The sequence below is a fragment of the Paenibacillus qinlingensis genome (assembly GCF_013204845.1).
Lineage (GTDB): Bacteria > Bacillota > Bacilli > Paenibacillales > NBRC-103111 > Paenibacillus_E > Paenibacillus_E qinlingensis.
This window is the reverse complement of the sequence record NZ_JABMKY010000032.1, coordinates 20,889-38,619: the sequence shown is the minus strand read 5'-3', so window position 1 is coordinate 38,619 and position 17,731 is coordinate 20,889. Positions and strand designations below refer to the sequence as shown.

Here is a 17,731-nt window from a genome sequence, read left to right as displayed (position 1 = left end):
GAAATGACAATAATTTATGTATTTCACAAATAGAGATGCGAAGCGCATAATAGAAGAAAATGGAAAGAGGTGAGTGCGACATGGGAAAATCGTTCGAGGCACTGTTACCGGAGCATGAGGCATTTATCGCCAAGCAACATATCTTCTTCGTTGGTTCAGCACCATTATCAGCGGAAGGGCATGTCAATATTTCGCCAAAGGGGCACGATGTGCTGCGGATACTATCGGCCAATCAAGTGGCCTATCTAGATTTAACAGGCAGTGGGAATGAAACCAGTGCTCATCTAGCGGAAAATGGCCGCATCACCATCATGTTCATGGCTATCGAGGGGCCGCCACAGATTATCAGGCTATATGGCAAAGGCCGTGTGGTACTGTCTGGATCTGACGAGTGGGATCAATTGGAGCCCAAGTTCGAGTTGCTGCCAGGGGTGCGGCAAATCATGGTCGTTGACATTCACGAGGTGAAGTCATCTTGCGGATTCAGCGTTCCTTTTTACACCTATGAGGGTGAGCGGAATACGCTGCAAAATTGGGCGGCGAAGCAAGGGGACGATGGACTGCACGCCTATTGGCAGAAGAAAAATATGACGAGCATGGACGGACTTCCGACGCCGATCGGCCAAAAGTTATCCACAGAGAATAGATGAAGTTGCTCCATGTAGTCAGTTCCATTTGATTCGCCATGGGATGCATAATTACATCCGTATCGGAGGAAACTACTACCAAAAAGGAAGCCCCGTAAATGGAATTGACGCAATGGATCCGTGAGAGGCTGCAAGATCGCTTAGATGTGGTCTCGCAAAGGATTGAGCAGGATGAGTTCATCTGTACAATTTACTATATGATGGATGCAATTGATTTGGAGATGCTGCAAACGCATGTACTGCGGAAGTTGCTGCAGCCATATCCGGGACGTAGTGACGAGCGTCTCCAAAGCATATTTCATAGTTGCACATTTTTTCCGTCTCCGTATAACGTTACACATACGCCAGAAGAAGCGCTTGAAGGCTTGTTCGACGGGTATGCCTTACTATGTATTTCGGGTGAGACATCTGGCGTCTTGTTCCCATTTTGTAAAAAAGCGAAACGAGATATTAGCGTTTCTGAAAACGAGAAGACGATTCGAGGTCCAAAGGAATCCTTCGTAGAAGATGTATGGACGAACTTGTCGCTCATCCGTCAGCGTATCAAAAGTGAAAATCTTGTCGTTGAGCAATTTATTATCGGGAGTGAGTCACGCACGTATGTCCTTTTGCTCTATATGAATGGTCGTTGTGACCCGGACATGGTGCAGCAATTTAAAACGAAGCTTGGGGCGATTCGAACAGACCGCGTTCCGGACAGCAGCTTTCTTGAAGAGTTATTGGACGAACGTCTCATATCTCCATTTCCAAAAATGCTGAATACAGAGAGACCAGATGTGGTGGTTTCTTCGTTATTTGAGGGACGAATAGCCTTGCTGACAGACGGAACGCCAAGTAATTTGGTCGCCCCCGCGACCTTATTGTCGTTTTTACAGTCGGCAGAGGATTATTATCAGCGCTATTTTTACAGTAGTTGGATCCGTCTGCTGCGTTACATATTTTTTGTTGTCAGTCTAGTTTTACCATCAGCTTATGTGGCCATTACGACCTTTCATCCAGAGATGCTTCCTTACAATATGCTGATTTCCTTGGCCGCAAGCAGGGATATTGTACCGTTCCCAGCGATCTTGGAGGCCTTAATTATGGAGGTAACCTTTGAAGTTATGAGAGAAGCAGGGCAGCGCATCCCCACAACGCTGGGACAGACGATCTCCATCGTGGGAGCCATTGTCATAGGGGAAGCAGCTGTTCAGGCTGGCATCGTCAGCGCGCCGATGGTTATTATTGTTGCCCTCACTGGAATTTCTTCCTTTGTTGTGCCGCATTTCTCACTTACCTTAACGATTCGAATTCTGAGGTTCGCACTATTATTCATCTCGGCTATATTTGGGCTTCTCGGATTATTGATTGGGGTCTTTTTTATTTATATTCATTTGTTATCTCTGAAATCTTATGGCACCCCCTATCTTTCTCCGTTCATACCTTTTAAGTCTGAACAGATGAGGGATGCTGCTGGCCGATTTCCTTGGACGAATTGGATGGGCAAGAAACGACCTTGATCAATCAGGGAGGGGCTGCAATGTTGCGAAATGTAAAGCGTGTCATTGTTATGCTGGGGCTTATCACAGCAGTCCTAACAGGATTAACTGGATGCTGGTCCAAGCAAGAGCTTAACGACCGCACCTTCGTGTCAACCATGCTCGTTGATTTGAATGAAGATGGGCAGACGGAAGTTTCTACGATGTTCATGCTGCCAAATCGCATTTCGAATGGACTCAATTCGAATAGTGTTAATCAAAAACCGTTCGTATCGATTTCGGGCAAAGGCTCGGATGTCGCTGAGGCGCTCCAACATATCCAGGCGGAGTTACCTAGATCGGTTACGTGGGGACAGATGCAAGTCATCGTGATCGGAGATCGTTTCGCACGTGCAGGATTGACCCCTCTGTTTGATCATTTGATTCGTGCAACGGACTTCAGGTTGCCGATCTATGTATTTTATTTCAATGGCCTCGCAAGGAATCTAGCGAAGTTAGAATCTGTGTTTGAACGTTTCCCCACTGAAATTTGGCGAGAATCCGCGCATACCAAGCGAGTGCCCCCAATTAGAATCCGAGACCTATTATATGCCCAATGGAATAACTTGGGTGACTCTTATATTCCAGAGTTAACTTTGCGTGATCTTAAGCTACTGACAGAATCCAAGACAGTGAAGTGGTCGGGGGTTGGGGGCGCTGCCATTATGAAGAATGGCGCCGTTACAGGTAGATTTACGAATGAAGAAGCGATGGGTATTTTAATCATGAAGAACCGGATTCCTGAGATGATTATTACGGGGGAACTTCCAGAGCAAAAGGGTGTTTTCAGTGCCAGGCTCATTGATGTGAAGCATAGAACGCGAGCAATTCGTAACGGTAACAGGGTCACTTTCAAGGTAACTATTCAGGCAAAAGCAGATCTTATTTCCATTGAATCCAATATGAATTTAAACGCTCCAGAGAATATCACAATCGTGGAGAGGGCTGTGAGCGATCGTATTCGACAACTAGTTCAATCTGCGAAGGAGAAAGCACAGAATCAGCAGGCTGATGTTTTCCAGTGGAGTGAGCTAGTTAAATATAAATACCCAAGGATGTGGCAAGATTGGGCGGAGAATCCTCGCGAGATGATGTTTACACATACAGATCCTGAATTTCATGTTCATGTGGTCTTGCGAAGCACAGGTATAAGCCGTTCGGCGAAACTTTGAATTCGAAAGGAGAACATCGTCCTTGTTGTATTTAATCATGGGTATTGGTTGTATCCTGATCTATCAAATCTCGTTGCTTCGGCGTCAATCTGCAAGCCCGAAAGAAAGGAGACTTGCTCTGTCGGTTACCGGTGTAGCGTTTGTTTTTGGCACCATCAGTATCTTCTGGCCGGAGTGGGTAAATCCCAGTCACGCGATTCGGTTGCTATTTGAGCCGATTCAAAGCTTCATTGTTCAACGATAGGCATGCAGGGAGGCGGCAAGGTGAAGCAACAAGGAACAGTGACAGGACTGCAGTTGGGGGCTATGACCTTTGTGTTCGTATTTTCTACCACGATTGCCTTTCTCATCAGTCCTCTTGCAGGGGCGGTCTCCTTTGATGGTGGATTGTGCATCATACTTGCCTCGGTCGTTGGCACGGCGCTTGCAACCCTAAGTCTTCGATTTGCTCTGCGCCAACCTTCGAACTATCTCGGTGAATACGGCAGCACGATCATCAATAAATATCTTCATAAGGGTATTTTATTTCTGTTTTCTTTCTTTTATCTGCATTTAGCCGCATATATTCTGCGTGAGTTTACCGACTTCTTTATACCGACATATCTGCGGGAAACACCGCCGGCCGCCGTTGCTGTTCTGGTAATGGGGGCAGTTGCGTCTTTGACCCAATCCGGTGTTTCAACTGTGTTCAGATTTACACAGGGGTGCTTTTTATTTATAGGTGTACTGTTCGCGTTTAAACCATTATTTTTTCTTACAGCTATGGATACACCTATGTGGTACGAGTTTACTCGTATTCATGATTGGAAGGCGCTGTGGGCTCAAACGTATGCCATTATTCCGTGGTATGGTGAATTAATTATGTTTTCTTATCTTGTTCCTGAGCTAAATACCAAGCAAAAAACTCGCAGAATCGTTTGGATAGGATCCTTGGTAGGCACCTACATACTCCTTGTAGAATTTCTGTTGATGATGTTTTTCTTCGGTCCTAAGCTTGCAGCTACGTTAGTATATCCTGCGCTTGAGCTCACAGGATTCCTACACTTAGGCGACTTTCTTCGCAACACAGATGCGCTTATTGTTTCGATCTGGTTCACAGGCTATTTCATTAAGCTAAGCATTATTTTTACGATAGGGACGCTGCTGTGCTCGCAAGCACTGTCACTTCGTAATTATAAACCGATTACATTCTCACTGGCGGCTATTGTTGTCTTGATGTCACTTATTTTAGCTAAGAATCCCGTAGAACTGGCAAAATATTTTGATAGCAGTTGGGCAACCTTTGCCCTCTTCATCGAGGGTTTGTTCTTCGTCTATCCCCTTGTGTTCTGGATAAAAAGCAGGAAATCCGTTAGTCATGAACCGGCTCCCAAACCGTGAAGCGGTCTATGACTCCGATTTCTTTCATACATTTTGAATGAAAGAAAGGCGTGCGGAGGAGGGCTGACCTGCATGACACTAGAAACGCGAATACCATTGCAAGAAGAGCATTTATTCTGGCTTGAAATACTAGAAGATCATGCGCATTTTCTGAGGGATTATTTATCTCCAGTGGAAACCAAGTGGTGGAAAGAAGCCGAGAGGTTCATCCCGCTATTTCAACATGCTTTGCAACAAGCGAAGGGGTTGGCGCCGTTAGAGGGAGCAGAATCCCCGAACATGCAAGCCTTCGCGAGAAGCGTGTATCCCCTTGCCGACGCCTATTGCAGGCTGGAAGGGCATATGCAGCATTTGCGGCTGTGGAATCGGGTTAATCTGAGTCTGACCCCATCTTATTTTAACGGGACCATTAATGAAAATAGAGAGTATTTGCGACAACTCTCCTACTGGATGCAAGGGGTTCCTGCTGCACCGCTAACACTGACTCAGTTGTTGGATCTTTGGCTGGAGGATCAACTAGGGCATGCTGTGCTGCTCAGTGGTCTGCTTGACCCTGTCGAGCGCATACTTGGGCTAGAGACAGATAAGTTTGCTTCGCTTTTCTCTGCCTATATGACGAAAAATCGTGCGATGCAAGGTTATTTACGTTTCACACCGCCAGGCTTTCCAGCAGAGATTCAATTCGCTAAAGAAGTACTTGGAACGGTGAAAGCCTTCTATGATTTCGTACAGCGAATCGTTGTTCAGTACCGTAACGACGAATTGTTATCGAAAGCAACACTTCGATTTTTGGAACATCATTTTCCAGAGTCCTGCTATTTCATGCGGAAGCTGACTGAATTTATACCTGACGCGCCATCACTCGGTCACTGCCCGTTAACAAAGCCTTCATTGATGCTGGATGACTAAACGAAATACTTTCTTAATGCTGCCGGGGCCTCCCGGCTTTTACGCGTTAGGCTGTCCATCGTCACGCTCGTAACGAGCGCATCTGCGCACAGTTCACCTTGCCCATTGCGAATCTCCTGGTGCAGCACATAACTGGTGTTGCCGATCTTCTCGGGGCGACAGCTTACTGTCAGGTGCTCCCCTTGTTTGCACTCTTTGCGGTAATTAATGTTGATATTCACTGTCACAGTTTGAATACCCAGATCACTGAAAGTCTCGTAAGATAGCTCACAAGCCTCATACCATTCTTCACGTCCCCATTCGAGGTACTCTAAATATTTGGCATTATTCACATGCCCATTCACATCAATTTCCGTGGAGCGGACGATGATCGCTAACTTTGTTTCCATATGTGTAATCTCCTTTGTTTGAATGTGTAGTCTAAAAGGGGCAGGCACTTCGTAAACCGTGGGACGAGTAACGAAGCCCGTATGATGTATCCCCCGGATACATCATTTTACTTCCTCGTATGTTGCATTCCATACAACATTATCGTAGACAATCGATGAAAAATGGAAAAATGATGTACTTTATGCAACATGTTTAAGCGTTTTTCTTGAAATAGAACGATTTCAGCCTCAAATGTTGTATAAACTACAACATTAGAAAGAATGGTGCGCAATATGAGGCGTAATGTTGCACTTGATACAACTTTGCATTTGACAGTGAGAAGGATAATAGAAATATCTCTTCCCACTAACATTAATACCTATTATAGCTTTTCTTCTAGCGGGATAACCAGCAACGACTCATAAGGTTCCAACATTTGGGGAAACTATGCGATGCGTGTTTATGTGTACCCAAGTGTGGGTAGTAGTGGGTACGGTACTAAGTAAAGTAGAAGTAGATTGGCAAGACCAAGGAGGGAACATATGACGCAAGAATATCGCACAGAACGTGATACCATGGGCGAAATCAGAGTACCTGTGGATAAGTTGTGGGGGGCGCAGACCCAGCGCAGCTTCGAAAATTTCAAAATTGGCACAGAGCGAATGCCGGTGAGGTTGATTAGTGCTTTTGCGCTGTTGAAAAAAGCAGCTGCCCACGTCAACCGCGATCTTGGCGGATTACCCGCCGATAAAGCAGAGGCAATCTCGCAAGCGGCGGATGAAATCGTACAAGGCCGCTGGGACGATGAGTTCCCGCTTGTTGTCTGGCAGACTGGCAGCGGGACGCAGTCGAACATGAACGTCAACGAGGTGATCGCTCACCGCGGCAGCGAGCTGCTCGGGGATGGCGCTTCGCGCATTCATCCCAATGATGATGTGAATCGTTCGCAGAGCTCGAACGATACGTTCCCCACCGCGATGCACGTTGCCGGTGTCATCGCGGTAGAGCAAGAGCTGCTGCCCGCACTAGAGGGGCTGCAGGCGACGCTGCACACCAAGATGTCGGCCTTCGCCGACATCGTCAAGATCGGCCGCACCCACCTGCAGGACGCGACCCCGCTGACGCTGGGTCAGGAGATCAGCGGGTGGTGGGCGATGCTGGACATGACGGCGCGCATGGTGCGCAGCGCCGTGGATACGATGCGCGAGCTCGCGATCGGCGGCACCGCCGTCGGCACGGGGCTGAACGCGCATCCTGAATTCGGCGCCCGCGTCGCCGAAGCCCTAACTAGCGAGACGGGCACGCGCTTCGTCTCGGCCGTGAACAAGTATCATGCGCTGACCAGCCATGATCAGATCGTTTACGCCCACGGCGCGCTGAAGGCGCTGGCGGCGAATTTAATGAAGATAGCCAACGATGTTCGATGGCTATCTAGCGGCCCACGCTGCGGAATCGGAGAAATCACGATTCCAGAGAACGAGCCCGGCAGCTCGATTATGCCGGGCAAGGTCAACCCCACGCAAAGCGAAGCAATGACGATGGTCGTGTGCCAGGTGATGGGCAACGATGCGGCCATCGGCTTCGCCGCTAGTCAGGGCAATTTCGAGCTGAACGTGTTCAAGCCCGTCATCATCCACTGCTTCCTGCAGTCTGTACGACTGCTGGCGGACAGCATGCGCTCGTTCAATGACCATTGCCTCGCAGGCATGGAACCGAATCGCGCGGTGATTCAGCGCAATCTGGAGCAATCGCTTATGCTGGTCACGGCACTCAACCCGTATATCGGGTATGAGAAGGCGGCCAGCATTGCCAAGCAAGCGCATAAGGAAGGGTTGACACTGAAGGAGTCTGCGGTGCGCAGCGGCTACTTAACCGCTGAACAATTCGACAGCTACGTGAAGCCAGAGGATATGGTACATCCGAAGGCATAGGCCAGCACATAGAGAAGAGGGTATCCCGCAGCCATGTTTGTGGCGGGATACCCTCTTCTTCTTGAATGAGGTACACTCTTATTATCCAATGAACCTCTCCAATTCGCTATCTTCCGATTGTGGTTCTCTCCACCTCTCCAATCCACTACGGCATCGGATCAGGAACCATATCGTTCTCTATGAGCTCGCTATTGGTTTTCATATGTTTCATTTCATTCCCGAGCTTCTTCATTTCATCCATATCCTGAGCCATCGAGCCATTGTTGGCCTCTTCAAGGGATTTACCGGACGATCCGTTACAGATCTGCTCAAGCTCGATTAATTTATCAAGCGCAGCCCGGCGAACTTGAAGAGGAACGAATTGGTTGTCATTAAAATCGGCTTCATGGAAATGCACGGTAGTGTTTCCAAGTTCAGAAGTTATGGTGGTTAACGTCAACGGATAAGCCGCTGAAGTGGCATCGTTGTAAATATCGATGCGGTACACGGACTTTTCGACGTATTCCATACGTTCAAGTCCGAGTTCAGTTAATTGTTGATGTAAGGCATGTTTGTCCATCGTAAAGCACTCCTTTGGTGGGGATGCCCCCGTGTACAGCTGGTATTAATTATTTTGAAAGGTTGTTTTGGCTGCCTGGATCGAGTCTGTGACACGATGCTGACTTTCTTTGGCTGTTTCTTTGGCTGTATCTACAAGATCCTCTGTTTTTTGGCTAACGCTTTCCGCAAGGGCTTTGGAGCTCTCGCTTACGGAGGTGGCGATCTCTTTCGTTTTATCCTGCCAAGTCCGATAGGTACTCATGAGGTCTTCGCGCAGCTTCGAACCCGCTTTAGGGGCAATTAACAATGAGGTAATCGCGCCGACAGCACCACCAATCATTAGACCTAACCATAATCCGCCTTTGTTCGTCTCGACTACTTCACTCATACGTCATCTCTCCTTCAGTTTGGGGTATAGTTGTTACATGTCCATACTTGGATGTACCCGCTTAGCGATATTTTGAAACAGGGGAAGGTACAAATATTAACCTTTAGCCCATCTGAATGCCTTGCATAATAGGGATATTTAGCTAATTTCACGAAGTTTCTTCATTAAGTTGATTGAAATGTTCACGATACGGTTATAGGATATATGATAGATTATACATATGGGACTCTGTTCCTATTTACCCGAAAGGGGTTAGTGCGATGAGTATTGTTATTGTGGATGATAATAAGACGAATTTATTAATTATTGAAAAAATTCTAGAAAAAGCGGGTTATACGGATCTAATTGCGCTAACTTCGGCAAGAGAGCTGTATCATTTGCTTGGTATGGACACGCCGGATCAAGTGGAAATAACGGTCGATCTCATTCTTATGGATATGATGATGCCGGAAATCGATGGGGTAGAAGCATGTCGTACGGTACAAGCTGATGAGCGGTTAAGGGATATTCCTATCATTTTCGTAACGGCGATGGGGGATTCCAATAAGTTGGCGGAGGCATTGGATGCAGGAGCGCTGGATTATGTGATGAAACCGATTAACAAGGTGGAGCTTCTGGCGCGGATTCGTTCAACACTTCGTTTGAAATATGAAAAAGATTGGCATAAAGAGCGCGATAAGCGGATTAAGTATGAGCTTGATTTGGCAAAACAGGTCCAGCTTAGTGTGCTTAGCCATCCACTGAAGAATGAGAACATCGAGATTTCAGCGGTGTATCGGCCTTCGTCAGAACTGGCGGGTGATTTGTATGCGTGGTATCCGATCGGGCCGCATCGGTATGGCATTATTTTGCTCGATATGATGGGGCATGGTATTTCTTCATCCTTAGTGTGTATGTACATCTACTCGGCTTTGAAGGATACCATCACGGCGATAGGCGATCCAGAGTTGGTGATGCAGGAACTTAATCGGCGAATGAATCAGCTCCATGTCACGGATAGTCTTATTAATTATTACTTTACTGCGATCTATCTGGTTCTTGATACCGAGCAGCGTACCATTGAGTATGTAAATGCAGGCCATCCAGCTGGCGTTGCAGTGCTTGATGGCGATGTGCAACTGCTCTCGGAAGGGTGCTGTGCAATTGGCTTTTTTGAAGGAATTGAGATTACCAAAGGATACGCGAGCTACGAGAAACAAGCCCAGATTGTTTTATATACCGATGGATTGACGGAATGGATTGCAGATGATGAGCAGGATGGTATGGCTCAAATCAAGGGCAATCTCAAAGTTTTGAATGGGCATGACCCGGAAGGATTAGTCGAAAGGCTTTCTACGACAACGAAGAACAGCCCTTCGCAGGATGATATGTGTTTGGTCATGATCTCTGCCTCCTAGCTTGCACAATGCAATGAAACTTGAATACGAGTAGTGGTCTTGGTACGATTAGACAATAATGACTAGGGAGTGTGGCTTATGTCCTCAGAAAGATTTCAAATTGATCTTGAAGAATCGGAGAAGTCAATACAGCTCATTATCCGTGGGGAGCTTGACTTGGCAGCAGCACAAGCATTCCGCCAGGCACTTGAGGCCGTCGTTCATCGTGAAGATAAAGCATTAATTCTCAATTTGAAGCATTTAAACTATATCGATAGTACGGGGATTGGCATCGTGGTATCTACCTTGAAAATTCGCGATGAAATCAAAGCGCCGTTCGCCGTCCATGATATTCCGCCAGGAATAAGGAAACTGTTTGATTTGACGGGGATTACAGGATTTCTGAATGAAGGGATCGAACGCAGCGTATGAAGGTCATTCGCTTACATATTCCGGCAGCAGCAGAGCATTTGGAGATTGTGAGACTTAGCTTATATGGTGTAGCAACGAAACTGGGCTTCTCGTATGAGGACATTGAAGATATGAAGGTGGCTGTATCTGAAGCTTGTAATAATGCCATTTTGCATGCGGAGCCTGGAGATAGCAGCGGCCACATCGACATTAGCTATGAACTTAGTGATGATGCCCTCCGCGTGAAAGTGAAGGATAGCGGTACTGGCTACGAGGTGTCTAGCGAAAGTCGGCAAACGGGTCCTTTCACGGGGACGATGCCGAGTGAACTTACCACCGGTGGTCTGGGCATTTATCTGATGGAAGCGTTAATGGATGAAGTTCTGGTCGATACGACGTGTGGCACTGAGGTTACTTTAGTTAAATATGTGCACAGCAAAAACCACGGAATGACGGAATAACCGCCAAACCGTGGTTTTTCTTTCCTATTCTATTTGCCGAGATAGGCGGCCAGCATCCAGCTGTGTTTCTCCAAGGAGGAACGGATCGTAATCAGCATATCCGCGGTAGGCTGATCTTTTTGGTCTTCAGCCAGCTCAATCCCTTCGGTCAACTCGGAGCATAACAATGTGAAATCATCAACGAGCTGTTTCACCATGAGGTCCGCATTATTTTCAGTCTTCTTAGCTTCTTTAATGGAAGCCATTTGCAAATGCTCTTTTAAAGTGGCAGTCGGAACTGCACGCAGGGAAAGCATTCTCTCTGCGATTGTATCCAAATGGAGTGTGGCTTCTGTGTACAATTCTTCAAATTTAATATGTAGGGTGAAGAAATTTTCACCTTTCACATACCAATGATAATTATGCAGCTTCATATAGAGTACTGAGAAGTTAGAGACTTGTTTATCAAGCAGGTCTGTTAGCGGGCTAGCCTTCGTTATCGTTGTATTAACCATGATCATTCCTCCACTTAATTAATTTATTTGTGTCTACAAGATATAAGTAACCTTATGAGAGCTAAGTGAAACAGTTAAGTTTCGATGAATATATTTTGTGTCTCGTGTGTTTCAACTTTTTCTATCTTGGGTAACTACGTAATAACAAGGCACAATAGGAGGGATTCCCATGTTGCTTCAAATAAGTGTATGTGTGGTAGCAATTGCGTTTGTGTTTCTGGTTTTTTATTTGATTCAAACCTTAAAATCCTTGAAGCATTCCCTTGATGAGATAACCTCAACAATGGGTCAGATGAAAAATGAAGTGACGGAGATCAGTTCTGATGTGAAGGATGTCATTCTTAATACGAATGAGGTTGCAATCGATATGCGAATGAAACTTTCCACGCTTAATCATCTATTTGGAACCGTGCAGGATGTTGGTCAGGTACTTCATGAGCTATCTTCTTCCGTTAAACAATCAGCTTCAAGTCTGATCGCTTCTGTCAAGCCAACAGAAACATCTGCAAAAACATCCCCGCTTAATGGGAAGTTGAAAGCTATTCTGCAAGGAGCGACTATGACGCTCGAGATTTGGGATAAAATTAAAGTGAAGAAGTCATCACCGCAAGCCGGTTCGATGAAATAGAGAGGGGTCATCACGTGAACGCTATACGTAAATTTATGTTTTATAAACAGTCCGATGGGAAAGAAAATAGGATCTATTTAAGCGGAGAGCTTGATCTCTCAGCGGCGTCTTCACTAGCTAACGTACTGGATTCCGTAGTTAGAAAAGAGGAAGAAACGCTTATCCTAGATTTGAAAGAACTAAAATATATAGACAGCACAGGAATTGGGCTTATCGTTTCCGCAATTAAAGTAAGGGCTGCGATGCACGCATCGTTCCAAATCGACCATATCCCAGCTAAGGTTAGGCGCTTATTCGATATTACAGGCGTTTCCAGTTATTTGCATAACAATGGCAGCTTAAGAGAAAATCAACGTATAACTGAAAGGAAAGAAGAAATCATATGAGCCCATACATCGGTCTGACCATACCTGCACAAGCGGATTATTTGGATATTGTTCGACTCACTTTATACGGCGTTGCAACCAAAGCAGGCTTCTCCTTTGAAGATATTGAAGATATGAAAGTCGCTGTCGCTGAAGCCTGTAACAACGCCATTCTTCATGCTTATGCTGAGGGGAATCCAGGCATCGTAGAAATTCAATTTGAGCCTAGTGATGGCTATATGAAAATAACGGTGAAGGATGAAGGCGATAGCTTTCATTATGTTCAAACGGACCCTGAAGAAGTAACGCTGCACCATAAATCGATTCAAGAAGCGAATGTTGGGGGACTCGGTCTCTTTTTGATGCAAGCATTAATGGATGATGTGCAGGTGTTAGCGCGTGGTGGCCAAGGGACTAAAGTCATTCTGACCAAGCAGGTGTATAGAAAAGAGGAGATTGTATGAATGTGAAGGGAACTGTCTCTTCCTCCGACCCTTTATATGATATCTATGAGAAGAAGAAGATTTATAAGGAAACCGGATGTCAAGAGGCAGCTACCGTCTTGCTCTTGCACTATGAACCGATTGTACGAATGGCGGTAAGCAAAATGTCGCGAAGCCGCCCTGACCTCTATGAAGATCTCTTTCAAGTCGGTCAAATGTCGATGCTCAGGTTGTTTACGCAGTATGACCATGCGATGGAAGTGCCTTTTGAAGGCTATGCGATGAAAAGCCTCATTGGGCATCTCAAAAATTATTTGCGTGATAAGTCATGGTACATACAAGTTCCTAGACGCATTAAGGAAAAGGGAGCGCAGATGGGGCGTGCGTTGGATGAACTGACGGCTAAGCTGGAGCGCTCGCCGAATGTGGATGAAATTGCAGCTTATCTAGAGCTGAGTACAGAAGAAACCATGGAAATCTTAGCCGGTCGCGATTATTATCACTACACCTCCCTCGATACCCCGCTCACAAGTGAGGGCGATGGGGCCACGATTGGGGATATGATTGCAGGTACCACCGATGACTATCAAGCTATAGAGCGGCGTATGGATCTTGCTGAAGCTATGGATTGCTTGAAGGATGAGGAACGTACCGTTATTGGGATGATTTACCAAGAAGGGCAGTCCCAACGCCAAATTGCCGATCAGCTAGGCATCTCTCAGATGAGTGTATCCCGTATTCAGAAGAGGGCGATGACGAAATTGAAAACAGCCTTAACATCGAACGTATAGAAGGTTATTTACCTGCTAGGGGCTGAAAATGTGGTATAGTAGTTTAGTATAATGTTATCTTACATTTGCTACCAACTGTACCAGGAGGCACTTTCTTATGTTTAATTCCTATCTACTTAAGATTAAACCCAAGATTATGCTGGGCTATATCTTAATTATTGTCTGTCTTGGTCTATCACTATTAGTCGTAAGTAGTCGCGTGACGGATCTGCAGAAAGAAGTTAGTTTCATCTCTACGCATGATATGGAAGTACACGATCAGCTCAACGAGTTGCAGAAGAGAATGCTCGATCTGGAGACAGGCATGCGCGGCTTTGTCATCACGGGTGATGAGCAGTATCTGGAGCCCTATAATGAGGGGAATCGCACCTGGCAGGAAGCTTATAATAAAATTCGTCAACTTGTCAGTGATAATCCCTCGCAAGTGCAAAGTATGGAGGCCATTGAAGAGACGATTCAGCTCTGGCTGAAAACGAGCGGTGACACCGTTATTCGTATGAAAAGGGATAACAATACGGCAGCACTGAATGATTATTTTAAACAGAATGCAGGCAAAAAGGTGATGGATCAGTTGCGTACGCAATTTGATTCTTTTCTCGTAACGGAGAAGAATTTAACGGCCGTACGAGTCGAACAGATCGCCAAAAGCAACTATAATCTTAAAGTTGTTCTTTTTACTATTTTGGGTCTTATTTCTATTATTGCTGTTGTTGTGGCATTCCTACTATCGAATTCGATAACAAACACGATTAAACAAGTTACCCAGAAGATTCGCGATATTACCGCATTGGAAGGGAATTTAGCCTCTCGGATTGAAGTGAAGACGAATGACGAAATCCGTTTGTTGGCTGAGGCAACGAATGAGTTGCTGGCGAGTTTAGAGAAACAGAGCTGGATTCAGTCGAGTATTACAGAAGTTGCAACCCTGTATCAAGGTATACGTGAAATAACTTCTCTGAGTGAAGCCTTTATCCATAAGCTGGCACCTTTGTTGGATGCCAGCTATGGTGTTATTTATTTGAGGCAGAACGAAGAAGGGGAACCTTTGTATGTAAAAATTGCAGGATACGCTGTTTCTGGACAGGTTCAAGCTGCTTCCCAGTTTCGGATAGGCGAAGGCTTAGTCGGACAGTGTGCAGTCGATAAACGAATTTTCCTGATGGATAACCTTCCTGATAATCATGTGAAAATAACGTCTGGGTTAGGAATCTCCACACCTCGCAGCCTACTACTAGCACCGATTCTGGTAGATGGAAGAACCGAGGCCGTTATTGAGTTGGCTTCCCTTCATCAATTTCAGTCCAAGCATCTAACTTTGGTTGATTCTCTGCAAGAGAAGTTCGGTACTGCGATTACAAGTGTGCGCAGCCGGATGGAAGTGGAGCGTCTCCTCTCCGAGTCGCAAATGCTGACGGAGGAGCTGCAAGCTCAATCCGAGGAGCTTCAGACGCAGTCGGAAGAGCTGCAGATGCAACAGGAGCAGCTGCGGATGACGAATGAGTTTTTGGAGGAGCAGAATCAATTTGCTGAGCAGAAAGCTACGGAGCTTGAGAAAGCCAAAGACGAGCTTGAAGAGTATTCATTGCAGTTGAAGACAAGTTCTCAATACAAAACCGACTTCTTGGCTAATATGTCTCATGAATTGCGTACACCTCTGAATAGCATCATGATTCTTTCGCAAATGCTAGTGGAGAGCAGTGGAGACATGCAGATGTCCGAGGTCGTGGAGTATTCGCGCGTGGTGAATGCGGCGGGTCATGATTTGCTGTCATTGATCGACGATATTCTGGATTTATCCAAGGTCGAAGCTGGGAAAATTGAGATTATGCAGGACGAAGTTAATGTGACGGAGATTCCACAGTCCATGGAGCTTATGTTCTTACCAGTGGCTGCCAAGAAAGAGCTGGATTTCCATATTATCCTAGACTCGGATGTGCCGTCCGTCATTGTGACAGATGGTCAACGCCTGCAGCAAATTCTGAAGAACCTGTTGTCAAATGCATTTAAATTTACCGAAACAGGCTCTGTTACTATGAGAATAGCTCTCGCTGATTCATCGCGTATTAAAGAACTTCTCCATCGAGGTCCAGAGGACACGATTCTTGCTATTTCGATTAAGGATACAGGTATTGGAATTCCGATTGATAAGCAGCACATTATTTTTGAGGCCTTTCAACAAGTGGATGGTACAACCAATCGTCAGTATGGCGGAACGGGGCTTGGTCTATCGATCTGCCGCGAGTTTACCCGATTGCTTGGGGGAACGATTGTTGTGAAGAGTGAGCTGCAAGTAGGTAGTACGTTTACCTTATATATCCCAAATAGACCAGAACTTGTCCATCCTGACGATACCTCAGCACAAGGTCAGATCGCGGCTTCTAGTGAGCAAGTGATTCCGTATAAAGGGGATGCTTCCTATCCGAAGAGTTTCTTTAGCGATGCTGAGCTGTCCCTAGATGGGTCAATTCATGCGGATGCACAGCTTTTCGAGGGGAAAAGAGTTTTGCTTGTCGATGATGACGCCCGTAACGTATTCGCACTCGTTAGTGCTTTAGAAATAAAAGGTGTAACGGTTGTTGTGGCTGAGAATGGCAGAGAAGCGATTGATCTATTAACCGTGGATTCAAATTACGATTTGGTATTAATGGATATCATGATGCCAGTTATGGACGGTTATGATGCCATGAAGGAGATACGGGGAGGTTTGGAGTTACGCCACCTACCTATCATTGCCTTGACAGCGAAAGCTATGAAGAGTGAGAAAGAGAAATGTCTTGAAGCGGGAGCATCGGACTATATTACGAAGCCACTGCAGATGGAACAACTCTTCTCGCTGATGCGGGTATGGCTTACGAAGCAGGTGAAGAAGCATTGATACGTGAACCTCAAGATGGATGGAATGAGCCTGAAGAGCCTCCAATTGATGAGAGGGAAAACATTGAGATTAATTTGCTCCTGGAGGGCATATATCAAATGTATGGATTTGATTTCCGACATTATGTGCGCTCCTCTTTACGCAGACGGATTCTAAATCGAATGAAAATGGAAAAGTTACCAACGCTTACAGCGCTGCTGGAAAAAGTGCTGCATGAGCCGCTATTCGTAGACAAACTACTGGGTGACATGTCGATTCGTGTGACGGAAATGTTCCGAGATCCCAGCTTCTTCAGTGCCTTCCGCACTCAAGTTGTGCCAGCGCTGCGGGACTATCCAGAGATTCGTATCTGGCACGCAGGTTGCGCTACAGGTGAAGAAGCCTATGCCATGGCCATACTCATGCAAGAAGAGGGCTTGGCAGAGAAGACTCGAATCTATGCCACTGACATGAATGAGCAGGCCATAGAGTCGGCTCAAAGAGGTGCGTTCCCGCTGAAACAGATGCAGCTGTATACCAAGAATTATTTGGAATCTGGCGGCACCAAAGCGTTCTCGGAGTATTACTCGACGGATCATCAGTATGCCTATTTTAAACCGCAGCTGAAAGAGTGCATGATGTTTGCCCAGCACAATCTGGTGACAGATGGCTCTTTTAACGAGTTCCACGTTATCCTTTGCCGGAATGTGATGATCTACTTCGATCCAAAGCTGCAGCAGCAGGTGCATAATTTATTTTACAGCAGCTTAACTCAGCAAGGTTTCTTGGGTCTCGGGAAGAAAGAGTATATTCTTCATGTGCCTGAAGGTGTGCATTATGATGATTTTATGCCACATGAGCGTATATACCGTAAGAAATCGTAGCAACGTTATTGAAGAGGTGTCCCAAAGCCATATGTGGCGGGGCATCTTTTCTCTTTTGAAATTCTTCGAGGATTAGCGGCCTACTCGGTATGGACGTACGGGGGTGTGGATGCGCGACGCGTACATACGGGATCTAGGAGATTGCTCTTCATAAATCCAATTAACTGGAAA

The 17,731-nt window shown here is 46.0% G+C and carries 20 protein-coding genes; 16 read left to right on the top strand and 4 right to left on the bottom strand.

Going from position 1 to position 17,731, the window contains the following annotated elements; genetic code table 11:
- Positions 1-80: 80 nt before the first annotated feature.
- The 6 genes from HQN88_RS33760 (at position 81) to HQN88_RS33735 (ending at position 5,625) form a co-directional block, all read left to right on the top strand.
- Positions 81-650: a pyridoxamine 5'-phosphate oxidase family protein gene (locus HQN88_RS33760; RefSeq protein ID WP_173120527.1), complete on the top strand. Its 570-nt coding sequence runs from the start codon at positions 81-83 to the stop codon at positions 648-650.
- Positions 651-745: 95 nt separating this feature from the next.
- Positions 746-2,146 (top strand): spore germination protein, encoded by a 1,401-nt coding sequence (locus HQN88_RS33755; RefSeq protein WP_173120525.1) that lies wholly within the window; start codon positions 746-748, stop codon positions 2,144-2,146.
- A 20-nt stretch (positions 2,147-2,166) separates the two neighbouring features.
- Positions 2,167-3,336 (top strand): Ger(x)C family spore germination protein, encoded by a 1,170-nt coding sequence (locus tag HQN88_RS33750; protein ID WP_173120523.1) that lies wholly within the window; start codon positions 2,167-2,169, stop codon positions 3,334-3,336.
- Between the two features lie 22 nt (positions 3,337-3,358).
- Positions 3,359-3,580, top strand: coding sequence for a hypothetical protein (locus tag HQN88_RS33745; RefSeq protein WP_173120521.1), 222 nt, complete (start codon positions 3,359-3,361; stop codon positions 3,578-3,580).
- A 20-nt stretch (positions 3,581-3,600) separates the two neighbouring features.
- Positions 3,601-4,716 (top strand): GerAB/ArcD/ProY family transporter, encoded by a 1,116-nt coding sequence (locus HQN88_RS33740; RefSeq protein ID WP_173120520.1) that lies wholly within the window; start codon positions 3,601-3,603, stop codon positions 4,714-4,716.
- Positions 4,717-4,788: 72 nt separating this feature from the next.
- Positions 4,789-5,625, top strand: coding sequence for a DUF2935 domain-containing protein (locus HQN88_RS33735; protein WP_173120518.1), 837 nt, complete (start codon positions 4,789-4,791; stop codon positions 5,623-5,625).
- Here the strand turns inward: HQN88_RS33735 and HQN88_RS33730 are convergent.
- Positions 5,622-6,014 (bottom strand): acyl-CoA thioesterase, encoded by a 393-nt coding sequence (locus tag HQN88_RS33730; protein WP_173120516.1) that lies wholly within the window; start codon positions 6,012-6,014, stop codon positions 5,622-5,624. The two genes, HQN88_RS33735 and HQN88_RS33730, sit on opposite strands and share 4 nt — an antisense overlap.
- A 522-nt stretch (positions 6,015-6,536) precedes the next feature.
- Here HQN88_RS33730 and fumC point away from each other — a divergent pair.
- Entirely contained in the window at positions 6,537-7,925 is a 1,389-nt protein-coding gene (gene fumC / locus HQN88_RS33725; protein ID WP_173120514.1) for a class II fumarate hydratase, read from the top strand.
- A gap of 145 nt (positions 7,926-8,070) precedes the next feature.
- Here fumC and HQN88_RS33720 read toward each other — a convergent pair whose 3' ends face one another.
- Together HQN88_RS33720 and HQN88_RS33715 are read right to left on the bottom strand one after the other, a co-directional pair.
- A complete protein-coding gene (locus tag HQN88_RS33720) occupies positions 8,071-8,484 on the bottom strand; it encodes a hypothetical protein (RefSeq protein ID WP_173120512.1) in 414 nt (137 codons plus the stop codon).
- Between the two features lie 45 nt (positions 8,485-8,529).
- Complete coding sequence (locus tag HQN88_RS33715) at positions 8,530-8,853, bottom strand: YtxH domain-containing protein (protein WP_173120510.1); 324 nt, start codon at positions 8,851-8,853, stop codon at positions 8,530-8,532.
- A 260-nt stretch (positions 8,854-9,113) separates the two neighbouring features.
- Between HQN88_RS33715 and HQN88_RS33710 the strand changes: the two genes are divergently transcribed.
- From HQN88_RS33710 to rsbW (HQN88_RS33700), 3 genes are all read left to right on the top strand, one after another.
- Positions 9,114-10,250: a PP2C family protein-serine/threonine phosphatase gene (locus HQN88_RS33710; RefSeq protein ID WP_173120508.1), complete on the top strand. Its 1,137-nt coding sequence runs from the start codon at positions 9,114-9,116 to the stop codon at positions 10,248-10,250.
- 78 nt (positions 10,251-10,328) lie between these two features.
- Entirely contained in the window at positions 10,329-10,661 is a 333-nt protein-coding gene (locus HQN88_RS33705) for an STAS domain-containing protein (protein WP_173120506.1), read from the top strand.
- Complete coding sequence (gene rsbW / locus HQN88_RS33700) at positions 10,658-11,101, top strand: anti-sigma B factor RsbW (protein WP_173120504.1); 444 nt, start codon at positions 10,658-10,660, stop codon at positions 11,099-11,101. The genes HQN88_RS33705 and rsbW (HQN88_RS33700) overlap by 4 nt, the downstream gene beginning before the upstream one ends.
- A 29-nt stretch (positions 11,102-11,130) precedes the next feature.
- Here rsbW (HQN88_RS33700) and HQN88_RS33695 read toward each other — a convergent pair whose 3' ends face one another.
- On the bottom strand, positions 11,131-11,595 hold the full coding sequence (locus HQN88_RS33695; RefSeq protein ID WP_246320609.1) for a Dps family protein: 465 nt from the start codon (positions 11,593-11,595) through the stop codon (positions 11,131-11,133).
- Positions 11,596-11,764: 169 nt separating this feature from the next.
- On the opposite strand from HQN88_RS33695, the gene HQN88_RS33690 reads away from it, so the two are divergent.
- The 6 genes from HQN88_RS33690 (at position 11,765) to HQN88_RS33665 (ending at position 17,560) form a co-directional block, all read left to right on the top strand.
- A complete protein-coding gene (locus HQN88_RS33690) occupies positions 11,765-12,223 on the top strand; it encodes a DUF948 domain-containing protein (RefSeq protein WP_173120500.1) in 459 nt (152 codons plus the stop codon).
- Between the two features lie 14 nt (positions 12,224-12,237).
- Positions 12,238-12,609: an STAS domain-containing protein gene (locus HQN88_RS33685; RefSeq protein ID WP_274318796.1), complete on the top strand. Its 372-nt coding sequence runs from the start codon at positions 12,238-12,240 to the stop codon at positions 12,607-12,609.
- Positions 12,606-13,052 (top strand): anti-sigma B factor RsbW, encoded by a 447-nt coding sequence (gene rsbW / locus HQN88_RS33680; protein ID WP_173120498.1) that lies wholly within the window; start codon positions 12,606-12,608, stop codon positions 13,050-13,052. The genes HQN88_RS33685 and rsbW (HQN88_RS33680) overlap by 4 nt, the downstream gene beginning before the upstream one ends.
- Positions 13,049-13,822 (top strand): sigma-70 family RNA polymerase sigma factor, encoded by a 774-nt coding sequence (locus tag HQN88_RS33675; RefSeq protein ID WP_173120496.1) that lies wholly within the window; start codon positions 13,049-13,051, stop codon positions 13,820-13,822. The genes rsbW (HQN88_RS33680) and HQN88_RS33675 overlap by 4 nt, the downstream gene beginning before the upstream one ends.
- Before the next feature lie 97 nt (positions 13,823-13,919).
- Positions 13,920-16,697 carry a CHASE3 domain-containing protein gene (locus HQN88_RS33670; RefSeq protein WP_173120494.1) on the top strand — a complete coding sequence of 926 codons (2,778 nt, stop codon included), beginning with the start codon at positions 13,920-13,922 and terminating at the stop codon, positions 16,695-16,697.
- The gene (locus HQN88_RS33665) at positions 16,694-17,560 is read left to right on the top strand and encodes a CheR family methyltransferase (protein ID WP_246320608.1); all 867 of its coding nucleotides are present in this window, start codon (positions 16,694-16,696) and stop codon (positions 17,558-17,560) included. Before HQN88_RS33670 ends, HQN88_RS33665 begins: the two co-directional genes overlap by 4 nt.
- The last annotated feature ends 171 nt before the right edge of the window (positions 17,561-17,731 follow it).

What these genes read in the sequence shown, in the direction of transcription:
- HQN88_RS33760 (WP_173120527.1), top strand. Translation starts at nt 81, where the DNA reads ATGGGAAAATCGTTCGAGGCACTGTTACCGGAGCATGAGGCATTTATC.
- HQN88_RS33755 (WP_173120525.1), top strand. Translation starts at nt 746, where the DNA reads ATGGAATTGACGCAATGGATCCGTGAGAGGCTGCAAGATCGCTTAGAT.
- HQN88_RS33750 (WP_173120523.1), top strand. Translation starts at nt 2,167, where the DNA reads ATGTTGCGAAATGTAAAGCGTGTCATTGTTATGCTGGGGCTTATCACA.
- HQN88_RS33735 (WP_173120518.1), top strand. Translation starts at nt 4,789, where the DNA reads ATGACACTAGAAACGCGAATACCATTGCAAGAAGAGCATTTATTCTGG.
- HQN88_RS33730 (WP_173120516.1), bottom strand. Translation starts at nt 6,014, where the DNA reads ATGGAAACAAAGTTAGCGATCATCGTCCGCTCCACGGAAATTGATGTG.
- fumC (WP_173120514.1), top strand. Translation starts at nt 6,537, where the DNA reads ATGACGCAAGAATATCGCACAGAACGTGATACCATGGGCGAAATCAGA.
- HQN88_RS33720 (WP_173120512.1), bottom strand. Translation starts at nt 8,484, where the DNA reads ATGGACAAACATGCCTTACATCAACAATTAACTGAACTCGGACTTGAA.
- HQN88_RS33715 (WP_173120510.1), bottom strand. Translation starts at nt 8,853, where the DNA reads ATGAGTGAAGTAGTCGAGACGAACAAAGGCGGATTATGGTTAGGTCTA.
- HQN88_RS33710 (WP_173120508.1), top strand. Translation starts at nt 9,114, where the DNA reads ATGAGTATTGTTATTGTGGATGATAATAAGACGAATTTATTAATTATT.
- HQN88_RS33705 (WP_173120506.1), top strand. Translation starts at nt 10,329, where the DNA reads ATGTCCTCAGAAAGATTTCAAATTGATCTTGAAGAATCGGAGAAGTCA.
- rsbW (WP_173120504.1), top strand. Translation starts at nt 10,658, where the DNA reads ATGAAGGTCATTCGCTTACATATTCCGGCAGCAGCAGAGCATTTGGAG.
- HQN88_RS33695 (WP_246320609.1), bottom strand. Translation starts at nt 11,595, where the DNA reads ATGGTTAATACAACGATAACGAAGGCTAGCCCGCTAACAGACCTGCTT.
- HQN88_RS33690 (WP_173120500.1), top strand. Translation starts at nt 11,765, where the DNA reads ATGTTGCTTCAAATAAGTGTATGTGTGGTAGCAATTGCGTTTGTGTTT.
- rsbW (WP_173120498.1), top strand. Translation starts at nt 12,606, where the DNA reads ATGAGCCCATACATCGGTCTGACCATACCTGCACAAGCGGATTATTTG.
- HQN88_RS33675 (WP_173120496.1), top strand. Translation starts at nt 13,049, where the DNA reads ATGAATGTGAAGGGAACTGTCTCTTCCTCCGACCCTTTATATGATATC.
- HQN88_RS33670 (WP_173120494.1), top strand. Translation starts at nt 13,920, where the DNA reads ATGTTTAATTCCTATCTACTTAAGATTAAACCCAAGATTATGCTGGGC.